This window comes from Amycolatopsis sp. NPDC005232 (assembly GCF_040607795.1).
In the GTDB taxonomy this organism is placed as follows: domain Bacteria; phylum Actinomycetota; class Actinomycetes; order Mycobacteriales; family Pseudonocardiaceae; genus Amycolatopsis.
On the sequence record NZ_JBEXHL010000007.1, the window covers coordinates 292,943 to 311,122 of the forward strand.

The following is an 18,180-nucleotide window of genomic DNA, read 5'->3' on the forward strand; positions in this document are numbered from 1 at the left end:
CGGCGTCGGCGGCGCGACAGGACCGGCCGGACCGTTTTGCGGCGGCGCGGGTTGAGCGGGCACCGGCGCGGACGGGAGCGGCGGTGCCTGTGCCGGCATCGGCGGTGGCGCGGACCGACCCGGCCACGACTGTGCGGGCACCGGCCCGGACTGGGGCGGTGGCGCGGGCGGGAAACCGGTCTGGACCGGCTGAGCGGGTTGCGGTCCGGGCGGCATCGGCCGTGCGTTTTGCCCGCCCGGAGCACCAGGTCCGGCCGGCGCCGCGAACGGTCCCCGCGGACCACCTCGGCCGCCAGGTCCCAGGCCCGGCTGCCCGCCGTTCGGCGGCATCATCCGCGTCCCGGCCCGATACGCCGGATCCGGCGGCACCACCCCGAACTGCCACGCACCACCCGGTCGTGACCACTGCCACGGCTGTCCCGGCACCAGCAGCCACGAAGTGCCGTCCGGTCCGGCCAGCGTCGTCGTCCGGCCCACCGCAGCCTCGGCCTGGGCGGCCTGGAATGCGTCCCACCCCGCGCGCGTCATCTCCCCCGCTTCCCCCTGTCGATCTCCCGGTGCCGCAGCACACGGGCATCAAGGAACCGGGGCGATCACCACTTCAGGGCGGCCTTCATCTGCTTGTCGGCGATGGGGGCCAGCGTGGTCAGGAATGTGGCGGTGAGGTGGTTGTCGTCCATGTACACCAGCACGTTGCCGACCACCGGCGGGCAGGTGTCCTTGTCGCAGAAGTAATCCGTGAAGTCGAGGAACGACACGTTGCCCGGCACGCCGCGCGTGCTCGTGTACGACGGCGTGGCCGGCTGCACGGCGTCGCGGTCGAGCACGCACACCGGGTTGGTCGGCCCCTGCTGCGCGACACAGGCGGCCATGTTGAACGCGAATCGCGGATTGTCGCGCAAGGCCACCACGGGAATGCCGGCCTTGTCCATTGCCGACCACTGGTTCACGAAGCCCGGCGGGGTCGTCTCGGTGATGCCCGCGTGGGTGTTCACGCTCGCCAGGGTGACCACGGCGTCGGGGTGCATCGCGACGATCTCGTCGGCCGCGGCCTTGTTCCAGTCCATGCAGGCCTGGTCGCCGGGCATCAGGTCGGCGTTGCTGGAGAACGGGCAGGCGCCCTTCAGCATCGACGTCACGGCCCAGCCCTCGGTCTGGACCATCGGCAGGAACGCGGCGATGTACTGCTGCATGTGCGAGTCGCCGACGAGGACCACGCGCTTCTTCGGCGGGCCTTCGGGGTTCTGCGTGCAGACCTTCAGTTCCTCGTTGCGCGGCGACATCGTGCACTTGTCGTCGGTGATGCCCGCCCAGTCTTCGGGCAGCTTCAGCGTCGGCGGCACGATCGAGGGCTCCGCCGAACCGCGGTAGGTGAACCCGGGTGCGTGCGCGGCGGCTCCGGGGTGGTCGGCGTCCGCGAGCGAGATCGTGTAGTTGGCCTGTGCCGAGGTGTACGTGCCCCACACACCGGCCGCGATCAGCACCGGCGCCAGCGCCAGAATGCCGAACCGGTAGGCGCCCCAGCGCTTCACCGTGCCGATCTTCGACAGCCGGATCGGGTTCTCGATGAAGTGGTAGGTGAGGATCGAGAGCACGAACGACGCGCCGATCACCACCGCGCCGCCGAGCAGGCCGACGGCCGCGCGGTCGCGCGCGACCAGGTAGAACACCAGCACCGGCCAGTGCCACAGGTACAGCGAGAAGCTCAGGTTGCCGAGGTAGCCCAGCGGCTTCGAGCTGAGCCAGCGGTCGGCGCCGAAAACGGTGTTCGTCTGGCCGGCCACGAGCACGAGCCCGGCCGAGAGCGTCGGCCACAGCGCGATCCAGCCGGGGAACACCGAGTCGACGCGCAGCACGATGCCGCACAGCACCAACCCGGCCACGCCGATCCAGCCGAGCACCACGCGCAGGCCCCGCGGCAGCGTGAACGAGTCGAGGAACATCACCATCAGGCCGCCGAGCGCGAACTCCCACACGCGGGTGAGGCCGTGGAAGTAGGCCAGCGGCTGGTCGACGGCGGTGAGGTACACCGAGTACGCCAGCGAAGTCACGAACAGCGTGATGAGCAGCGTGTTCACGGTGTGGCGCAGCGACAGCCCGAGGCGGCGCACGAGGAAGCCGAGCGCGACGAAGACCAGCGGCCACAGCAAGTAGAACTGGCCCTGGATCGACAGCGACCAGAAGTGCTGGACCAGGCTCGCGCTGTTGTGCTGGGCGAAGTAGTCGACGGAGTCGGCAGCCAGCTGCCAGTTCTCGTAGAACAGCGCGGAGGCGAAGACCTCGCGAATGGTCTGGAACCAGCGGTCCTCGGGCAGCAGCAGCGTGGAGACGACCACCACCGTGAGCAGCACGGTCATCGCCGCAGGGAGGAGCCGCTTGATCATCCGGCCCCACATCGGCCGCAGCTCGATCTTCCCGCGCAGCAGCGCGCGGTAGAGCTGGCCGGTGATCAGGAAGCCCGACACCAGGAAGAACACGTCGACGCCGCCGGAGATCCGGTCGAGCCACACGTGGTAGACCACGACCAGCAGCGAAGCGAGGGCTCGCACGCCCTGCAGCTCGGGCCGGAAACGGCTCTGCGCAGCAGCAGGCGCCGGAGGCTTACCGGGTCGTTCAGGCGCGACCACGGTGGTCCCGGACATGCGCTTCCTCCCCCAGAGGCCACACGGGGCGGCCTGATGTTCTGAGCGGCTACTGATCGATCGGGGCGTGCAATAGCTATACGTGAAGGCCGTTTAGGTCACGCATCCGGGGTACCTCGATCGAGCCGTCCGGGGCGCCGGGCGCCGCGATCGATATCTTGGACCGTGTGCCCCTTGACTCCGTCCGACCCACTGTCCGCCGCGCGCGCATAGCCGACGTCCGCAAGATCAAAGCACTGGTCGACGCCGACGCCGGCCGCGTGCTGCTCGAGAAAGACCTGGTCACGCTGTACGAGGCGATCCAGGAGTTCTGGGTGGCGGTGGACGAGGACGGCACCGGCGACGAGGACGTGCTCGGTGCCGCGGCGCTGCATGTGCTGTGGGAGGACATCGCCGAGCTGCGCACGGTCGTGGTCGACAAGGCCGCGCGCGGCCGGGGCATCGGTCACGCGTTGGTGGGCCGGCTCGTGGACGAGGCGCGCGACCTGGGCCTCAAGCGGCTGTTCGTGCTGACGTTCGAGACCGGCTTCTTCCTGCGCCACGGCTTCGTCGAGATCGACGGCACGCCCGTGTCGCACGAGGTGTACGAGGAGATGCGCCACTCGCTCGACCCGGGTGTCGCGGAGTTCCTCGACCTGCCCTACGTCAAGCCGAACACCCTGGGCAACTCGCGCATGCTGCTGGAGTTCTAGACCGGCCCGGAGCTCGCGGTGCGCCGTCGCGCGGCCTCGTCCGTTCGGAAAGCCGAAAACCTCGGGCCCTTCGCTCACGCTCGGCCGGTTGCGGGCGCGCGCCGGCCTCCCCGCGGCCAAGATCGAGTGCGGCCGCCGCGGCGGCCGAGACGATCTTCGCCTCGCGACAGGGAGCCCTGATGGAGTTCGACCACGTCCTGACCACCACGCCGTCGGTGCGGCGCAAGCTGGACCTGCGGCGTCCGGTGGAGAACGAGGTGCTCGCCGAGTGCCTCGAGCTGGCCCTGCACGCACCCACACCCGGCAACCAGCAGTCGTGGCGCTGGCTCGTCGTGCGCGACCAGGACGTGAAGAACCGGCTGGGCGAGCTGTTCCGCCGCGTCGGACTGGCGTACCTGGAGCAGTACGCGGACGCCGCCGCCGCCGACCCGGCCATGGCCCGCTCGGTCGCCTCCGGCCGGCACCTGATCGACGTGATCGAGCAGGTCCCGGCGTTCGTGGTGCCGTGCGTCGAAGGCCGCACGACCGGCGCGAACGTGGCCGACGCGGTGCTCTACGGCGGCATCTTCCCTGCCGTGTGGAGCTTCCAGCTGGCCCTGCGCTCGCGCGGCCTGGGCTCGACGCTCACCACCTACCACCTGCAGACCGAGGCCGAAGCGGCCGAGATCCTGGGCGTCCCCGAGGGCTACACGCAGGCCTGCCTGCTGCCCGTGGCCTACACGACCACGACCGACTTCAAGCCCACCCCGCGCCGCCCGCTGTCGGAGGTCGCCTACCTCGACCACTGGGGAAAGTCGCTCGGCTGATCAGCTCACCCGCAGCGTGATCCGCTCGCCCGCGCGGCTCACGTCGACGAGCTCGACGTGAGCCGCCGCGTACGTCAGGTCGTGCGGCCCGCGCCCGCCGGTGTGCAGCTGCGCCGCGGTCTGCTCCCCGCGCCCCGGCTGGCTCAACGACACGGCCACGACCGCGTCACCGGCCCACACGCACGTGACGTTCGCCGGGCACCGCGAGTCCTCGACCAGGCGCGTGTACCGCACGGTCAGGTCCTTCGTGCTCAGCTGCGCCTCCTGACCGACCTTGAGCGCCACGTCCCGGCCGGGGTCCGCCGGCACGGTCCCCACCGCGGCGGCCGGCGGCGGCGCACCGCCCGCACCGTCGAGCGTGTGCGCGAGCGCCACCGAACTCCCCGCGCCCACCGCGAGCACGGCGACGGTCCCGATGGCCAGAGCGAGCTTGTGCGCGTCCATGTGATCAGGACGGAAGGATCACCGGTCCTGGTTGCACGACCGGCCGGATGATCTTCGCGACCAGGGTGCCGACCTGGGTCGACGGATTGATCTCATGCCCGGCGGAGTCCCGGCACGCCCGGTTGACCGCGGCGTCGACTCCGTGGGCGAAATCCTGGAAGTCGAGCGCGGACTTGCGGTAGCCCGGGACGTGTCTACGCAGCCTGCGCTCGACTTCGGCGTACCGGGTCATCGGAGCAGCGCATGCCTCGAAGTGGAGAAGAAGCCAGTACTCGAAACACGGGTTGGAGATGGCGAGGTTGATCCCGCACTGCCTGGCCAGCACCAGTGCCCGCGTCAGATCGAACTCGTCGACGTCGACCACGCACCACACTTCGTCGTGTGAGCCTTTCGCGCGGTCCCGCACCGCGGCCGCATAGGCGACAACGGTCTCCGGATCCGCTGCTTCGCCATGATCTTCACGGTCACCGCGGGGTTGCGCCGGGCGCGTTTCAGCTCGTCGAAGTACACCGGCTCCGTGGCCTTGGCTCCGCAGACCACGAGCAGCGTCGCGCCCTCCGCCCGGAAGGCACGCCGACGACGGGTGGTGTTCTCGCGACGGATCATCCGCGCCGCAGCGCGCTTGTGAAGTCGCCGAGGACCGGCACCGCGCCGTAAGCACCCGCGAGGTAACGCCGTTCGGTGTTCTGGTCCTTCCGGGGTTTGAAGTCGGAGAGCGGGTACAGCTCGCTGGCGCCGTCGGCGTTCTTGTCCACGAACCAGATCTCGTCACGCGCCAGCACCTCATCGCCGAGCATCGTGCCCAGCAGGGTGGTGTCGTGGGTCGTGAAGATCAGCTGGGCCCCGGTCTTGTTCGTGGCCTCGTCTCGGAACAGGCTGATCAACCTGGCCAGCAGGGCGGGATGCAGGCTGGTCTCCAGTTCGTCGACGACGAGCACCGCACCACGTTCAAGCGCGCCGAGCACCGGCGGCAGAAGGCCCAGCCAGTTTCGCGTCCCCGCGGACTCGTCGTCGAGTTCGAACGCCTCGCCCTGTGATCCGTGGACGAGGTTCACCTTCATCCTCCGGCCGTCGCTGCCCGGACGATCCGGCACCACGCCGACCACCAGGTCGGTGATGCCGATGTCCGCCGCCTTGAGCAACGACAAGAACGTGTCCGACCGTGCCGATTCGTCGAGCAGGTACGCCCCGACCCACTGCTCGAGGAAGCCGGGCCCCACTCTGTCCAGCGCGCCGGGATCGACGACCTGCAGCTGCAGGTTGAACCACTGGAAGGCCGCCATCAACGGTCCCATCGACAGCCGATCGCACTCGGCGAGCAGCAAGGTGTCCGGCCGGAGGAGCTCTTCGAGGAGACCGATCTTCGTGCGCAGTTCCGTGACGGAACTGCCGACCTTGATCGTCGCACCGGTGCGTTCGAACAGGACCCGCTTGCGCTTTTCCGGGTAGGAGTACAACCACTCCTCGACGATCATGTCGTCTTTGACCACGAAGCCATAGGTGTGCGGGACCCCATCCGCAAGCAAGTCCGTGACGAAGACCGAAGGCTCGTCTTTCGTCCGCGGGTCGAGCCTGAAGGGCCTCTGGATCTTCGCCGCGCCTTCGACCGCCTCGCCCCAGCGGGACACCGCGGGACCCGCCACCAGGCGTTTGGCCATGGCCAGGCCGTCCAGGAGATTCGACTTGCCCGACGCGTTGGCACCGAAGATCGCGGCGACAGGCACGGCCTGCCGACGATCACCCGGCAACGCCGGCATCAGGAGTAACTCGTGCTCGTCACGGAACGACCGATGGTTGCCCAGCCGAAAACTTCGAAGCACCCTGACCACCTCCTCGGAGGAGCTTCGCGCTGTTCTCTACCAGTAAACCGCATAGAACAGCACGAAGCTCCGGCAGGAGCCGCGTCAGAAGTCCTCGTCGTCCGAGTCGCCCGGCGAGGCGTCGCCGCCGCGGATCATGAACAGGACGCCCTCCAGCTCTTCCGGCTTGATGAGCACGTCGCGGGCCTTCGAGCCCTCCGAGGGGCCCACGACGCCGCGGCTTTCGAGCAGGTCCATGAGGCGGCCGGCCTTGGCGAAGCCGACGCGGAGCTTGCGCTGAAGCATGGACGTGGAGCCGAACTGCGAGGTGACGATGAGCTCGGCGGCCTGGAGCAGCACGTCGAGGTCGTCGCCGATGTCGGGGTCGATCTCCTTCTTCTCGCCGGCCTTCTGAGCCGTGACGCCGTCGGTGTAGTCGGGCTGCGCCTGGTCCTTGGCGAACGAGACGACGGCCGCGATCTCCTCGTCGCCCACGAACGCGCCCTGGATGCGGACCGGTTTGCCGGCGCCCATCGGCAAATACAACGCGTCGCCCATGCCGATGAGCTTCTCGGCGCCCGGCTGGTCGAGGATGACCCGCGAGTCGGTGAGCGACGACGTGGCGAACGCGAGCCGCGAGGGCACGTTGGTCTTGATCAGGCCGGTGACGACGTCGACCGACGGCCGCTGCGTGGCCAGCACCAGGTGGATGCCGGCGGCGCGCGCCTTCTGCGTGATGCGCACGATCGCGTCTTCCACGTCGCGGGGCGCGGTCATCATGAGGTCGGCCAGCTCGTCGACGATCGCCATGATGTACGGGTACGGGCGGTACTCGCGCTCGCTGCCCGGGGGCGCCGTGATCTCGCCGGAGCGGACCTTCCGGTTGTAGTCGTCGATGTGGCGGACCTTGTTGACCTGCATGTCCTGGTAGCGCTGCTCCATCTCCTCCACGAGCCAGGCCAGCGCGGCGGCGGCCTTCTTCGGCTGGGTGATGATGGGCGTGATCAGGTGCGGGATGCCCTCGTACGGCGTGAGCTCGACCATCTTCGGGTCGATGAGGATCATGCGGCACTCGTCCGGCGTCGCGCGGGCGAGCAGCGACACCAGCATCGAGTTGACGAAGCTCGACTTACCGGAACCGGTCGAGCCCGCCACCAGCAGGTGGGGCATCTTCGTGAGGTTCGCGGTGACGAAGTGGCCCTCGATGTCCTTGCCGAGCCCGATCACCATCGGGTGGTTGTCCTTGACCGTGGACGGCGCGCGCAGCACGTCGCCCAAGCGCACCATCTCGCGGTCGGAGTTCGGCACCTCGATGCCGACGGCCGACTTGCCGGGGATCGGCGCGAGCAGCCGGACGTTGTCCGTGGCCACGGCGTACGCGATGTTCTTCGTGAGCGCCGTGATCTTCTCGACCTTCACGCCCGGGCCGAGCTCGACCTCGTAGCGCGTGACCGTGGGGCCGCGGGTGAAGCCGGTGACCTGCGCGTCGATGCTGAACTGGTCGAGCACGCCGGTGATCGCCTCGATCATGGCGTCGTTGGCCTTGCTGCGGGACTTCGGCACGTCGCCGAGCTTCAGCAGGTCGGGTGACGGCAGCTGGTAATCGCCCTCGACGGTCCGCGTCATCGCCAGCGGCGGCTCCGGCGCCTTCTTCGGCTTCTTCTCCGGCACCTCTTCGGCGGGCTTCGGCTTGGGCGGGCGCACCGGCATCGGCGGCTCGGCCAGCATCGCGTCGAGGTCGAGCTGCTCGCCCTCGGTGTCGGCACTGCTCTGGCGGCGACGCGACGGCTTGCGCAGCCGCACGGCCTTCGGGTCGGCCTCGACGACCTCGTCGGCCTCGGGTTCCGCGTTGTCGCCCTCGAGGTCGGCCAGCTCGTCTTCGTCGAGGCCCCACGTGCGCAGGCGGTGCGGGATCTCGCGCACGGGCGTGCCGGTGAACACCAGCACGCCGAACAGCAGCGCCAGGATCAGCAACGGCACGGCGACCCACGTGGTGACGCCCTTGGTCAGCAGCCCGCCGGACAACAGCCCGATGATGCCGCCGGCGTACATGCGGCCGTCGTTGGTTTCGGGCAGCGCCGTGAAGATGTGCAGCATCCCCAGCACGGACAGCACGACCAGCACCGTGCCGATCACCATCCGCGGCCGGGTCTCGGGGTTCGGCTCCGACCGCATCAACGCGACCGCGACCACCACCAGCGCCAGCGGCAACGTCACCGCGCCGGCGCCCAGCACCGTGCGCGTCGCGACCTCCACGGCCGCCCCGATCGGCCCCGCGGCCCGCCACCACACGCCCACGGCCGCGACGATCGCCAGCGCGATCAGCCCCAGCGCCAGCCCGTCACGGCGGTGTTCCGCCTCCAGCTCCCGCGTGCGCCCGACCGTGCGGGCCAGCGAGCCGACGCCCTTGGCCACCAGGTTCCACGTGCCGCGCACGCCGCGCCCGAACGCGCCGGACTTCGCCTTTCCCCGCCGCGGCGGAGGCTTACGCGCCGTGCTCCGCGGCCGTGACCCAGAACTTGAAGAACGCGACCCGGAAGCCCCGGACGAGCGCGGCTTCGCCGGCGTGCGCGAACCACGCGCCGGTGCCTTCCCGCCGCTTCCCGCCGTGCTCCGCTTCCTCGTCGCCGACCCAGACATGCCTCCACGGTAACGGCCCGGGACCGATAGTCACATGCGCCACTCTCAGCGCAGGAGAAACAATCGTCGCGAAGGTCCCGGCCGACCTGGTGGATCTCCGCTCAGCAGAGCGATTCGGCCGCGGCGAGGATCTTCTCGGCCTTCGCCTGGTCGACCGACACATCGGCGCTGATGAAATACCAGGTCGCGCTCGCGAGCACGGCCGCGTGGTCCTTACCCTGCGCGACGTCGTCGCACAGGTCGTGCGCGTGCACGATCGCGGCGCCCATGTTGGTGACGAGGCCGGGATCGATCGAACCGAGGGCCGCGAGGTAGGCCCGCTCACGTGGTCCGATCGCGACGGCCCGCGGCGAAGGCTTTGGCGTCGGCACCGGGGCGGGGTCCGGGCCGCCGCAGGCGGCGAGGAGGACCAGCGCGGCGGGGATCAGGACGAGTTTGCGCACGGCCGCTACAGCGTGGGTACGCGCCGGTTCGTTACGAAGCCGAGGTCACGTGGTCAACCACCCCAGCGGGCCGAGATCGACCCCGTGACATGCTCTGCCCATGTTCGCGCTGCAACAGGACGAGTTCCCGGCCCCGCGTCGTGCCCCGGCGATCTGGCGGACGATGCTCAACATCGACCGCGGGCTGGTCAACATGGTGGGCCGGCTGACGGTGTCGGGGGCGGTGCCGCGGGAGCTGCGGGGGCGGCCGTTGCTGATGGCGGCGAACCACATCGGCGTGTTCGACGCGTTCGTGCTGATGGCGGCGTGCAAGAGGATCGGCATCAACCCGCGGTTCATGCTGGCCGGGGGCATCCTGGACGCGCCGGTGATCGGGCCGGCGTTGCGCGTGAGCGGGCATCTGCGGGTGGACCGCAAGCACGCGGCGACGGCCATCGGGCAGTTCGCCGAGGCCGTGGAGGAGCTGAAGACCACGCGGGAGCCGATCGTCGTCTACCCGGAGGGGCGGATCAGCCACGACCCCGGGCTGTGGCCGGAGCGCGGCAAGACGGGGGCGGCGCGCCTGGCGCTGGCCGCGGATGTGCCGGTGATCCCGATCAGCCAGTGGGGCGCGCACGAGGCCGTGTACTGGGGCACCGAGACCGTGAACGGCCCGGCCGACCTGGTGCCGCTCGCGCGTTCGGGCCTGAGCGCGCCCCTGCGTCGCCCGAGGTTCAAGGTGCACTTCGGGGCGCCGGTGGACCTGGCGGACGTCGAGCCGGAGCGGCCGGGCGCCGGGGTGCGCGCGCACGCGAAGATCATGCAGGCGATCACCGACGGCCTCGTGCCGCTGCGCCGCGACGAGCCCGTGCGGCCGCGGTTCAACGACCCGACGCGGCCGACGGACACCGTGAGCCCGTGGAAGCCGGGACCGCCCACCCCTCGGACACCACAGTCCTGAACCCGCGCTTTCGCCTAGAGTCGCGGGGCGTGAGCACACGCATCCTCGTCGTCTACTACAGCGCCACCGGCAACACCGCCGCCCTCGCCTCCGCGCTGGCCGAGGGCGCCCGGGAGACCGGTGCCGAAGTCCGGGTCCGGACCGTGCGCGAGACCGCGCCCCCCGAGGCCGTCGCGAGCAACCCGCGCTGGCAGGCGTGGGTGGACTCCGGTCCGCACCACGAGTACGCCACCCTCGCCGACCTCGAGTGGGCCGACGGCATCGCCGTGGGCAGCCCCACCCGCTTCGGCGGTCCCGCGGCCCAGCTGAAGTCCTTTTTGGACAGCACGGGTGGCTTGTGGGCACAGGGAAAGCTGGCCGACAAGGTCGCGACGTCGTTCACCACGGCGTCGACCGCGCACGGCGGCCTCGAGGCGACCGTGCTGGCCACGAACAACATCTTCTACCACTGGGGCGCCATCGTCCTCCCGCTCGGCTACGGCGACCCGCACCTGAAGGAGTCTGGCAACCCGTACGGCGGCTCGTTCGTCTCGCGCAAGTCCGCCGCGCCCGACGACCTGGCGCTCGGCGCGCTGACCCGGCAGGGCAAGCGCCTCGCGACGATCACCACCCACGTCGCCACCGGACTGAAAGCGGACGATAACCGCTAAAACGGTTTCGGTGGTGACGAGAAAGTCGTACTGTCGACGGGCGTGACCACCGAACTGCCCGTCCTCACGCCGCCCCGCGTCGCGCACCGCGCCCGCGGGGTGGCGTTCGTACTGCTCGCCGCGCTGTTCTTCAGCACGTCGGGCACGCTCGGCAAGCCCGCGATGGCCGCCGGGATGACGCCGGAGCAGGTCGCGACGTTCCGCATCGGCTTCGCGGGCCTGCTGCTGCTCGCCGGCACGGCCGCCATCGCGCCGCGCACGCTCAAGGTCCGCCGCGGCGAGTGGCCGATGCTGCTCGCGTACGGCCTGCTCGGCGTCGCCGGCACGCAGTTCGCGTACTTCATCGCCGCCGACCGCGTGCCCGTGGGCATCGCGATCCTGCTCGAGTTCCTCTCCCCCGTGCTGATCGCGCTGTGGGTGCGCGTGGTCCGCCGCACACACCTGCCGCGCGCCATGTGGGCGGGCATCGGGCTCGCCATCGCCGGCCTCGCGCTCGTCGGCCAGGTCTGGCAGGGCCTCACCCTCGACGCGATCGGTGTCCTCGCCGGCCTGGGCGCCGCGGTGTGCTCCGCCGGCTACTTCCTCATCGGCGAACGCGCCGTCGCCGACCGCGATCCCCTCGGCCTGGTCACGTGGGGCATGGTCATCGGCGCCGTGATCGTGTCCGTGGTCAGTCCACCGTGGACGATCCCGTGGTCACTGCTGGACCACGCCGTGGAGTTCGGCCCGTGGACGCCGCCGATCTGGCTGCTGCTGACGTTGCTGGTGCTGCTCTCGACCGTGCTGTCCTACCTGCTCGGCATCACGGCGCTGCGCCACCTGCCCGCCTCGGTCGCCAGCGTGCTCGGCCTTCTCGAACCCGTCACGGCGACGGCCTTCGCGTGGGCGCTGCTCGGCGAGGCGCTGGCGTGGCCCCAGGCCCTCGGCGCGGCGATCCTGCTCGGCGGAGCGTATGTGGTGCAACGGTTTTCGAAAGGCGTGACCTAACCCTGCCGGGCGGGCCGGATGGTCAGGTCGCCGATCTCGACGTCGTCCGGCTGCTCGATCGCGAACGCGATGGCCCGCGCCACGGCCTCGGGCGCGATACCCAGCGCCGCCATGGCTTCCCGCGCCTGCGCCCGCTGCCCGGGATCCTCGACGTAGTCGACGAGCTCTGTGCGGACGTACCCCGGCGAGATGGAGGTCGTCCGCAGCACGCCGTCGGTGGACTCCTGGCGCAGCGCCTCGAGCAGCGTGCGCACGGCGTTCTTGGTCCCCGCGTACACGGCCTGCGCCGGCACGATCTTGAGGCCCGACGTCGACACGGTGGTCACGAGGTGCCCACTGCCCTGCTCGCGGAACACCGGCAGCGCGGCCGCGATGCCGTGCAGGACCCCGCGCAGGTTGACGTCGATCATCGCGTCCCAGCTGTCCACGTCGAGATCGCCCACCGGGGCGATGCGCGCGACGCCGGCGTTGGCCACCAGCACGTCGAGCCGGCCGAACCGGTCCACGGCCAGTGCCACCAGCCGCTCGAGATCGGCCCGCTTCGTCACGTCGACGTCCAACATCTCCGCGCGCCCGCCCGCGGCCCGGATCCGCGCCACGAGCACGGCCAGCCGGTCGGTGCGCCGCGCACCCAGCACCACCGCCGCACCGCGGGTCGCCAGCTCCAGTGCCGTCGCCTCCCCGATCCCACTGCTCGCGCCGGTGATGGCGACGACCTTGCCCTCCACTGTGCTCATCTCGACCTCTCCGCCATAAGCTGACAACTGTCCGCTTATGGCTCCACCGTACCGGACACTTGTCCACTTAGTCGAACGAAGCGAGGTGACGCCGGTGGCGAGCCGTGAGCTGCGGTCCGACGCGGTGGCCAACCGGGACCGCATCGTCGAGGCGGCGCGGGCCGAGCTGAGCAGGTCCAACGGGGCGATCGACGACCTCAGGCTCCACGGGGTCGCGAAGGCCGCGGGCGTGGGCCAGGGCACGCTCTACCGGCACTTCCCCACCCGCGAGCACCTGCTGGCGGAGGTGTACCGCCACGAGCTGACCCAGCTCGTGGACGCCGTGCCGCCGTTGCTGGCCGAGCACCCGCCGCTGATGGCCCTGACCCACTGGCTGCACCGGCTGGTCGAGTACGCGCGCGTCAAACGCGGGGTCATGGCGGCGATCGAGGCCTCGGCGTGGCACGACCTGTACGCCGGGCAGCACCACCGGCTCGACGAAGCGCTCGGCACGCTGCTCGATCGAGGGAAAGCCGCCGGTCAGGTGCGCGGTGGGGTCGATGCCGCCGACGTAATCCTGCTCTTGGGCGCGTTGTCGCGGATTCCCGAGGCGGAGTGGGAGCCGCGGGCCCGCACCGTGGTCACGGTCATCGTCGACGGTCTCCGTCCGCCGAGAGACCCGGCCTAGCGCGCCACGAGCTGGGCCAGCGCCCCGTAGAACACTTCGCCGATCTTCGTCGGGTCGCGCGTCACGTACGCGCCGCCGCCGGTGATCGCGGTGATGGCGGACAGCTCGGTCTCGTCGGCATCCTCGCCGATGCCGATCGCGATCACCGGCAGCGGGTGCGCCGGGTCGGCGAGGCGGGTGAGGCCGGCCAGGAACGCGTCGCGGGTGATGCCGGACGTGTCCTCGTTGCGGCCGTCGGTCATCACGATCACGACGTTGAGCACGCCGGGCTGCCAGTCACGGCGGGCGAGGGCGTAGACGTCGAGCACGGAGTCGTAGAGGCCGGTGCCCGCTCTCGGAATGGCGCGCACAGCGGTGAGCCGCGCGAGGTCACCTGGCGTGAGGTGCTGCGCGACAGGCGCGAGGGGAAGCACCTCGCGGTAGTCCTTGGTCCCGTCGAGCCTCGTGGCGAACTCCCAGATCCGCAGCTGCGTCGAGGGCCGGAACAGGTGCAGCGCCTGCTCGGCGGCGGCCACGGTCACCTGCATCCGGTTCAGGTTCGTGCCCGGCACGCGGGCCTCCATCGAGCCCGAGACGTCCAGCAGCACCTCCGCGCGCGCGTCGAGGTTCACGCCCGCCCACTGGGTGAGCAGCACCTTGAGATCGGCGCCCGACGGCACGGGCGCGCTGCGCTGCGCGGCCGCCTGCACGTGCGGGTCGTCCTCGTGTCCGGCCAGTGCCTGCCCGGGCACGCGCAGGGCGGCGCGCCCGAGGGCCGCCGTTCCCGCGCCGCCCAGCAGCGCCTGCTGCAACGCGTCGACGGCGGCGCTCTGCGCGTCACCGCCGCCGGCGCCGGTCAGCCGCGCGAACGGGTAGTCCAGCGCGGGCGCACCGGCCGAATACACCGCCACCAGCGGCGAAGCCCCCGAAACGGCGTTGTGCTGCACCACGGAACTCTCCGAAGCCGGATACGCCGTCGCTCCCTCGCCGCCGCCGACGGTGAACCGCCGCAGCACCGCCGCGAAGGCCCCCGCCGGGTCCGGTGCCGCGCCCACCGTGTCACGCAGCCCGACCAGCGCCGAGGTGCCCACCGGATCGCGGGTCGGGTCCGGGATGGTGAGCACGGCGTCCGGCGCTTCGACGACGTCAGTCCAGGTCAGCGTGCGCCCCGGCCAGCCGAGGCCGCGCGCGGCGCCTTCAGCCACGGCCAGCACCACCGGGGAGCTCGCGACCGACGGTCCCGACTCCGGCACGTTCGTCGCGCCGAGCTGCCGCGCCCGCTGCAACGCGATCGTCGAGTCCGGCACCCAGACCTGCGCCCGCTCCCCGCCGGGCGCGCCGAACTCGGTTACGGCCTGCTCGGCATCGCGCGGACGGATCTCGTACGACCGGCACCTCGCTGAAAGTCCTTGCGCCACCTGGGACAGCACCGGGGCGATGTCGGGCGAAGCCGACACCAGGACGTGCCCCCGCGCGCACCGGGTCTCCAGCGCGGCCGCGACCCACACCGCTCCGCCGAGCACGAGCAGCACGCAGACGGCCAGCGGCACCAGCAGCCGGCTTCGTCCCCGTACGCTCGAATGACGCCCCATCGGCGTAGCCCTCCTGCTCAACGCAGGTTAACGCCGCCGCGGCCCGCAGCTGTAGGACGGACGGTTCAGACCCGGACTCGTACCTGAGGGGGAGCCAGGACCCGCCTCACGCGGGATGTGCCGGGCCGCCGCACGAGTGACCATGGGACCGACCACGAGAAACGGGGGCAGCCGTGACCACACCGAACAAGTCCGAGCAGCGCCGGGCCCGCAACGCACTCGCCCGCCAGGGCGCCGTCGTCGCCTTCGCACTGCTGATCGCCGCCATCACCCGCTGAAAAACCCGGCAGGCAGCGCTGACAAAACGGCCGCCGCCGCTCCCCTGACGAGGAGAGCGGCGGCGGCCGTTGACGCGAGTACTCAGACCGGGATGACCGTCGGGACGATCATCGGCCGGCGCCGGTAGGTGTCGGCGACCCAGCGCCCGACGACCCGGCGCACCGCCTGCGCGATGCGGTGGGTGTCGGTGATGCCCTCGGCCTCCGTGCGCGCCAGCTCCATCTCCACGAGCGGCACCACGGCGTCGAGCGCCTTCGGGTCGTCGGAGAAGCCGCGCCCCGACACCGTCGGGCTGCTGACCGCGCGGCCCGTGCTGGAATCGACGGCGACGCTGATCGAGATGAACCCGCCCTCGCCGAGCACCAGCCGGTCGGACAGCGTCGACTCGCCGACGTCGCCCACCGAAAGGCCGTCCACGTACACGTGGCCCACCTCGACGCGGCCGGTCCGCGAAGCCTTGCCGTCGACGAGGTCCACGACCACGCCGTCCTCGGCGATCACCACGTTGTCGGGCGACACACCCGTGCGGATGGCCAGCTCGCCGTTGGCGCGCAGGTGCTTCCATTCGCCGTGCACCGGCATCACGTTGCTCGGGCGCACCGCGTTGTACAGGTAGAGCAGCTCGCCCGCCGACGCGTGACCGGACACGTGGACCTTGGCGTTGCCCTGATGCACCACGTTGGCGCCGAGCCGGGTCAGGCCGTTGACCACGCCGAACACGGCGGTCTCGTTGCCCGGGATCATCGAGCTGGCGAGCACCACGGTGTCGCCCGCGCGGATCGAGATCTGCCGGTGCTCGCCACGCGCCATGCGCGAGAGCGCCGAGAGCGGCTCGCCCTGCGAACCGGTCGAGACGAACAGGACCTTGCTCTCGGGCAGCGTGCTCGCCTGGTCGAGGTCCACGAGCAGGCCGTCCGGCACTTCGAGCAGCTTCAGCTCGGCCGCGATGCCCATGTTGCGGACCATCGAGCGGCCCACGAACGCGACCCGGCGACCGTGCCGCACCGCCGCGTCCAGCACCTGCTGCACGCGGTGGACGTGGCTCGCGAAGCACGCGACGATCACGCGCTGGTCGACCCGCCGGATCACGTCGTCGAGCACCGGGCCGATGTCGCGCTCGGGCATGACGAACCCGGGCACCTCGGCGTTGGTGGAGTCGACGCAGAACAGGTCCACGCCCTCGTCGCCCAGGCGCGAGAACCCCGCGAGGTCGGTGAGGCGCCCGTCGAGCGGCAGCTGGTCGAGCTTGATGTCACCGGTGTGCAGCACGACCCCGGCGGGCGTGCGGATGGCGACCGCGAGCGCGTCGGGGATCGAGTGGTTCACGGCGAAGAACTCGAGGTCGAACGCGCCGACCTTGCGCCGCTCGCCTTCGCGCACCTCGATGAGATTCGGCCGCTGACGGTGCTCCTTGGCCTTGGCCGCGAGCAGCGCGTTGGTGAAGCGCGAGCCGTAGATCGGCAGGTCGGGCCGCAGCCGCAGCAGGAACGGGACGGCGCCGATGTGGTCCTCGTGCCCGTGGGTGAGCACGAGGCCGTCGATGTCGTCGAGCCGCTCCTCGATTGCGCGGAAGTCGGGCAGGATCAAGTCGACACCGGGCTGGTCGTCCTCGGGGAAGAGCACGCCGCAGTCGACGATCAGGAGCCTGCCGTCGTACTCGAAGACGGTCATGTTGCGTCCGACCTCGCCGATGCCGCCCAGCGCGACGACGCGCAATGCGCCTTCGGGAAGGGCGGGCGGGAGGTTCGTGGGTCCGGGTCCGGGGGGAAGTGAGCTCACCGGGGCAAGGTCCCAACGCTGGTGTGTGAGGTGGGGGCGACGTAGGCCGCCTGGGAATCCGCTTGTGCCACCCGTGCACCATGCCAGTCCTGGGCCGCGCTGTCGCCCAGCGGCACGCCGCCCTGGGCGAGATCGGCCGCGATCAGGGCACTTTGCTCCTCCGTGGCGGGCACGACGGGCAGCCGTGGGTCGCCGATGTCGAAGCCGCGCAGCCGCAGCGACGCCTTGGCGAACGCGACGCCGCCGACGCGCGACATCGCGCGCATCACCGGCAGCATGGCGCGGTGGTTGGTGCGCGCGGTGGAGGTGTCGCCGCTCTCGTAGGCCTCGATCATCGCGCGGATGCGCCCGGCCACCACGTGACCGATCACGCTGACCACGCCGACGCCGCCGACGGCGATCCACGGCAGGTTCAGGCCGTCGTCGCCCGAGTAGTAGGCCAGGTGCGTGTTGGCGATCACCTCGGAGCCGGCGATGAGATCGCCCTTGGCGTCCTTCACCGCGGCGATCCGCGGGTGCTCGGCCAGCCGCAGCAGCGTGTCGACCTCGATGGGCACGATCGAGCGCGGCGGGATGTCGTAGAGCATCACCGGCAGGTCGGTGGCGTCGGCGACCGTGGTGAAGTGCGCGAACAGGCCGGCCTGGCTGGGTCGCGAGTAGTACGGCGTGACCACGAGCAGGCCGTGGGCGCCTGCCTCGGCGGCGGCGCGGGCCTGCTCGACGCTGTGCGCGGTGTTGTTGGTGCCGGCGCCCGCCACCACGGTGGCCCGGTCGCCGACGGCCTCGACGACGGCGCGGATCAGCGCCGTCTTCTCCTCGTCGCTCGTGGTCGGGCTCTCGCCGGTGGTGCCATTCAGGACCAGCCCGTCGTTGCCCAGCTCCACGAGGTGCTCGGCGAGCTCCTGGGCCCGCTTCAGGTCCAGCGCGCCGTCGCTGTCGAAGGGCGTGGCCATCGCGGTGAGCACGCGGCCGAACGGGCGTCCGGGCGCGGCGGTAGGTGGAGTGGACATGGTGTTGACGGTACCTCGTCGAACGGGTGAACCCGGGCCCGACCTGGTGAAGATCGGAGATTTTCCCGGCTGGGCGGGCGCCGGGCGGAACATC

The 18,180-nt window shown here is 71.0% G+C and carries 17 protein-coding genes; 6 read left to right on the plus strand and 11 right to left on the minus strand.

Going from position 1 to position 18,180, the window contains the following annotated elements; genetic code table 11:
- Positions 1 to 593 precede the first annotated feature (593 nt).
- Positions 594 to 2,642 (minus strand): acyltransferase family protein, encoded by a 2,049-nt coding sequence (locus ABZU76_RS16550; RefSeq protein WP_354869909.1) that lies wholly within the window; start codon positions 2,640 to 2,642, stop codon positions 594 to 596.
- A 167-nt stretch (positions 2,643 to 2,809) separates the two neighbouring features.
- Between ABZU76_RS16550 and ABZU76_RS16555 the strand changes: the two genes are divergently transcribed.
- On the plus strand, positions 2,810 to 3,334 hold the full coding sequence (locus ABZU76_RS16555; RefSeq protein ID WP_220242269.1) for an amino-acid N-acetyltransferase: 525 nt from the start codon (positions 2,810 to 2,812) through the stop codon (positions 3,332 to 3,334).
- 179 nt (positions 3,335 to 3,513) lie between these two features.
- Positions 3,514 to 4,140, plus strand: coding sequence for a nitroreductase family protein (locus ABZU76_RS16560; protein ID WP_354869912.1), 627 nt, complete (start codon positions 3,514 to 3,516; stop codon positions 4,138 to 4,140).
- On the opposite strand, the gene ABZU76_RS16565 is transcribed toward ABZU76_RS16560, so the two are convergent.
- The 6 genes from ABZU76_RS16565 to ABZU76_RS16590 all read right to left on the minus strand — a co-directional run bounded on the left by ABZU76_RS16565 (position 4,141) and on the right by ABZU76_RS16590 (position 9,466).
- Positions 4,141 to 4,584, minus strand: a complete 444-nt coding sequence (locus ABZU76_RS16565; RefSeq protein ID WP_354869914.1) for a hypothetical protein — start codon at positions 4,582 to 4,584, stop codon at positions 4,141 to 4,143.
- Between the two features lie 4 nt (positions 4,585 to 4,588).
- Positions 4,589 to 5,245 (minus strand): RloB family protein, encoded by a 657-nt coding sequence (locus tag ABZU76_RS16570; RefSeq protein ID WP_354869917.1) that lies wholly within the window; start codon positions 5,243 to 5,245, stop codon positions 4,589 to 4,591.
- Entirely contained in the window at positions 5,187 to 6,404 is a 1,218-nt protein-coding gene (locus ABZU76_RS16575; RefSeq protein ID WP_354869919.1) for an ATP-binding protein, read from the minus strand. Before ABZU76_RS16575 ends, ABZU76_RS16570 begins: the two co-directional genes overlap by 59 nt.
- Positions 6,405 to 6,488: 84 nt before the next feature.
- A complete protein-coding gene (locus ABZU76_RS16580; protein ID WP_354869922.1) occupies positions 6,489 to 8,819 on the minus strand; it encodes a DNA translocase FtsK in 2,331 nt (776 codons plus the stop codon).
- A 49-nt stretch (positions 8,820 to 8,868) separates the two neighbouring features.
- Positions 8,869 to 9,057: a hypothetical protein gene (locus tag ABZU76_RS16585; RefSeq protein ID WP_354869925.1), complete on the minus strand. Its 189-nt coding sequence runs from the start codon at positions 9,055 to 9,057 to the stop codon at positions 8,869 to 8,871.
- A 67-nt stretch (positions 9,058 to 9,124) separates the two neighbouring features.
- Complete coding sequence (locus ABZU76_RS16590; RefSeq protein ID WP_354869928.1) at positions 9,125 to 9,466, minus strand: DUF732 domain-containing protein; 342 nt, start codon at positions 9,464 to 9,466, stop codon at positions 9,125 to 9,127.
- 100 nt (positions 9,467 to 9,566) lie between these two features.
- On the opposite strand from ABZU76_RS16590, the gene ABZU76_RS16595 reads away from it, so the two are divergent.
- Genes ABZU76_RS16595 through ABZU76_RS16605 form a run of 3 tightly spaced genes read left to right on the plus strand, consistent with a single transcriptional unit; the run spans position 9,567 to position 12,043 of the window.
- Positions 9,567 to 10,406: a lysophospholipid acyltransferase family protein gene (locus ABZU76_RS16595; protein ID WP_354869931.1), complete on the plus strand. Its 840-nt coding sequence runs from the start codon at positions 9,567 to 9,569 to the stop codon at positions 10,404 to 10,406.
- A gap of 29 nt (positions 10,407 to 10,435) precedes the next feature.
- On the plus strand, positions 10,436 to 11,056 hold the full coding sequence (gene wrbA / locus ABZU76_RS16600) for an NAD(P)H:quinone oxidoreductase (RefSeq protein WP_220242275.1): 621 nt from the start codon (positions 10,436 to 10,438) through the stop codon (positions 11,054 to 11,056).
- Positions 11,057 to 11,098: 42 nt separating this feature from the next.
- Positions 11,099 to 12,043 (plus strand): EamA family transporter, encoded by a 945-nt coding sequence (locus ABZU76_RS16605; RefSeq protein ID WP_354869934.1) that lies wholly within the window; start codon positions 11,099 to 11,101, stop codon positions 12,041 to 12,043.
- Here the strand turns inward: ABZU76_RS16605 and ABZU76_RS16610 are convergent.
- Positions 12,040 to 12,780 carry an SDR family oxidoreductase gene (locus ABZU76_RS16610; protein WP_354869937.1) on the minus strand — a complete coding sequence of 247 codons (741 nt, stop codon included), beginning with the start codon at positions 12,778 to 12,780 and terminating at the stop codon, positions 12,040 to 12,042. The genes ABZU76_RS16605 and ABZU76_RS16610 overlap by 4 nt on opposite strands.
- Before the next feature lie 94 nt (positions 12,781 to 12,874).
- Here ABZU76_RS16610 and ABZU76_RS16615 point away from each other — a divergent pair, with 94 nt between their 5' ends.
- Positions 12,875 to 13,447 carry a TetR/AcrR family transcriptional regulator gene (locus ABZU76_RS16615; protein WP_354869939.1) on the plus strand — a complete coding sequence of 191 codons (573 nt, stop codon included), beginning with the start codon at positions 12,875 to 12,877 and terminating at the stop codon, positions 13,445 to 13,447.
- On the opposite strand, the gene ABZU76_RS16620 is transcribed toward ABZU76_RS16615, so the two are convergent.
- From ABZU76_RS16620 to dapA, 3 genes are all read right to left on the minus strand, one after another.
- On the minus strand, positions 13,444 to 15,018 hold the full coding sequence (locus ABZU76_RS16620; protein WP_354869941.1) for a substrate-binding domain-containing protein: 1,575 nt from the start codon (positions 15,016 to 15,018) through the stop codon (positions 13,444 to 13,446). The genes ABZU76_RS16615 and ABZU76_RS16620 overlap by 4 nt on opposite strands.
- Before the next feature lie 360 nt (positions 15,019 to 15,378).
- Positions 15,379 to 17,076, minus strand: coding sequence for a ribonuclease J (locus ABZU76_RS16625; protein WP_354869944.1), 1,698 nt, complete (start codon positions 17,074 to 17,076; stop codon positions 15,379 to 15,381).
- Positions 17,073 to 18,086, minus strand: a complete 1,014-nt coding sequence (gene dapA, locus ABZU76_RS16630; RefSeq protein WP_220242281.1) for a 4-hydroxy-tetrahydrodipicolinate synthase — start codon at positions 18,084 to 18,086, stop codon at positions 17,073 to 17,075. Before dapA ends, ABZU76_RS16625 begins: the two co-directional genes overlap by 4 nt.
- Positions 18,087 to 18,180: the final 94 nt, after the last annotated feature.

Coding starts and splice junctions, on each gene's coding strand:
- ABZU76_RS16550 (WP_354869909.1), bottom strand. CDS start 2,642: ATGTCCGGGACCACCGTGGTCGCGCCTGAACGACCCGGTAAGCCTCCG.
- ABZU76_RS16560 (WP_354869912.1), top strand. CDS start 3,514: ATGGAGTTCGACCACGTCCTGACCACCACGCCGTCGGTGCGGCGCAAG.
- ABZU76_RS16565 (WP_354869914.1), bottom strand. CDS start 4,584: ATGGACGCGCACAAGCTCGCTCTGGCCATCGGGACCGTCGCCGTGCTC.
- ABZU76_RS16595 (WP_354869931.1), top strand. CDS start 9,567: ATGTTCGCGCTGCAACAGGACGAGTTCCCGGCCCCGCGTCGTGCCCCG.
- ABZU76_RS16610 (WP_354869937.1), bottom strand. CDS start 12,780: ATGAGCACAGTGGAGGGCAAGGTCGTCGCCATCACCGGCGCGAGCAGT.
- ABZU76_RS16620 (WP_354869941.1), bottom strand. CDS start 15,018: ATGGGGCGTCATTCGAGCGTACGGGGACGAAGCCGGCTGCTGGTGCCG.
- dapA (WP_220242281.1), bottom strand. CDS start 18,086: ATGTCCACTCCACCTACCGCCGCGCCCGGACGCCCGTTCGGCCGCGTG.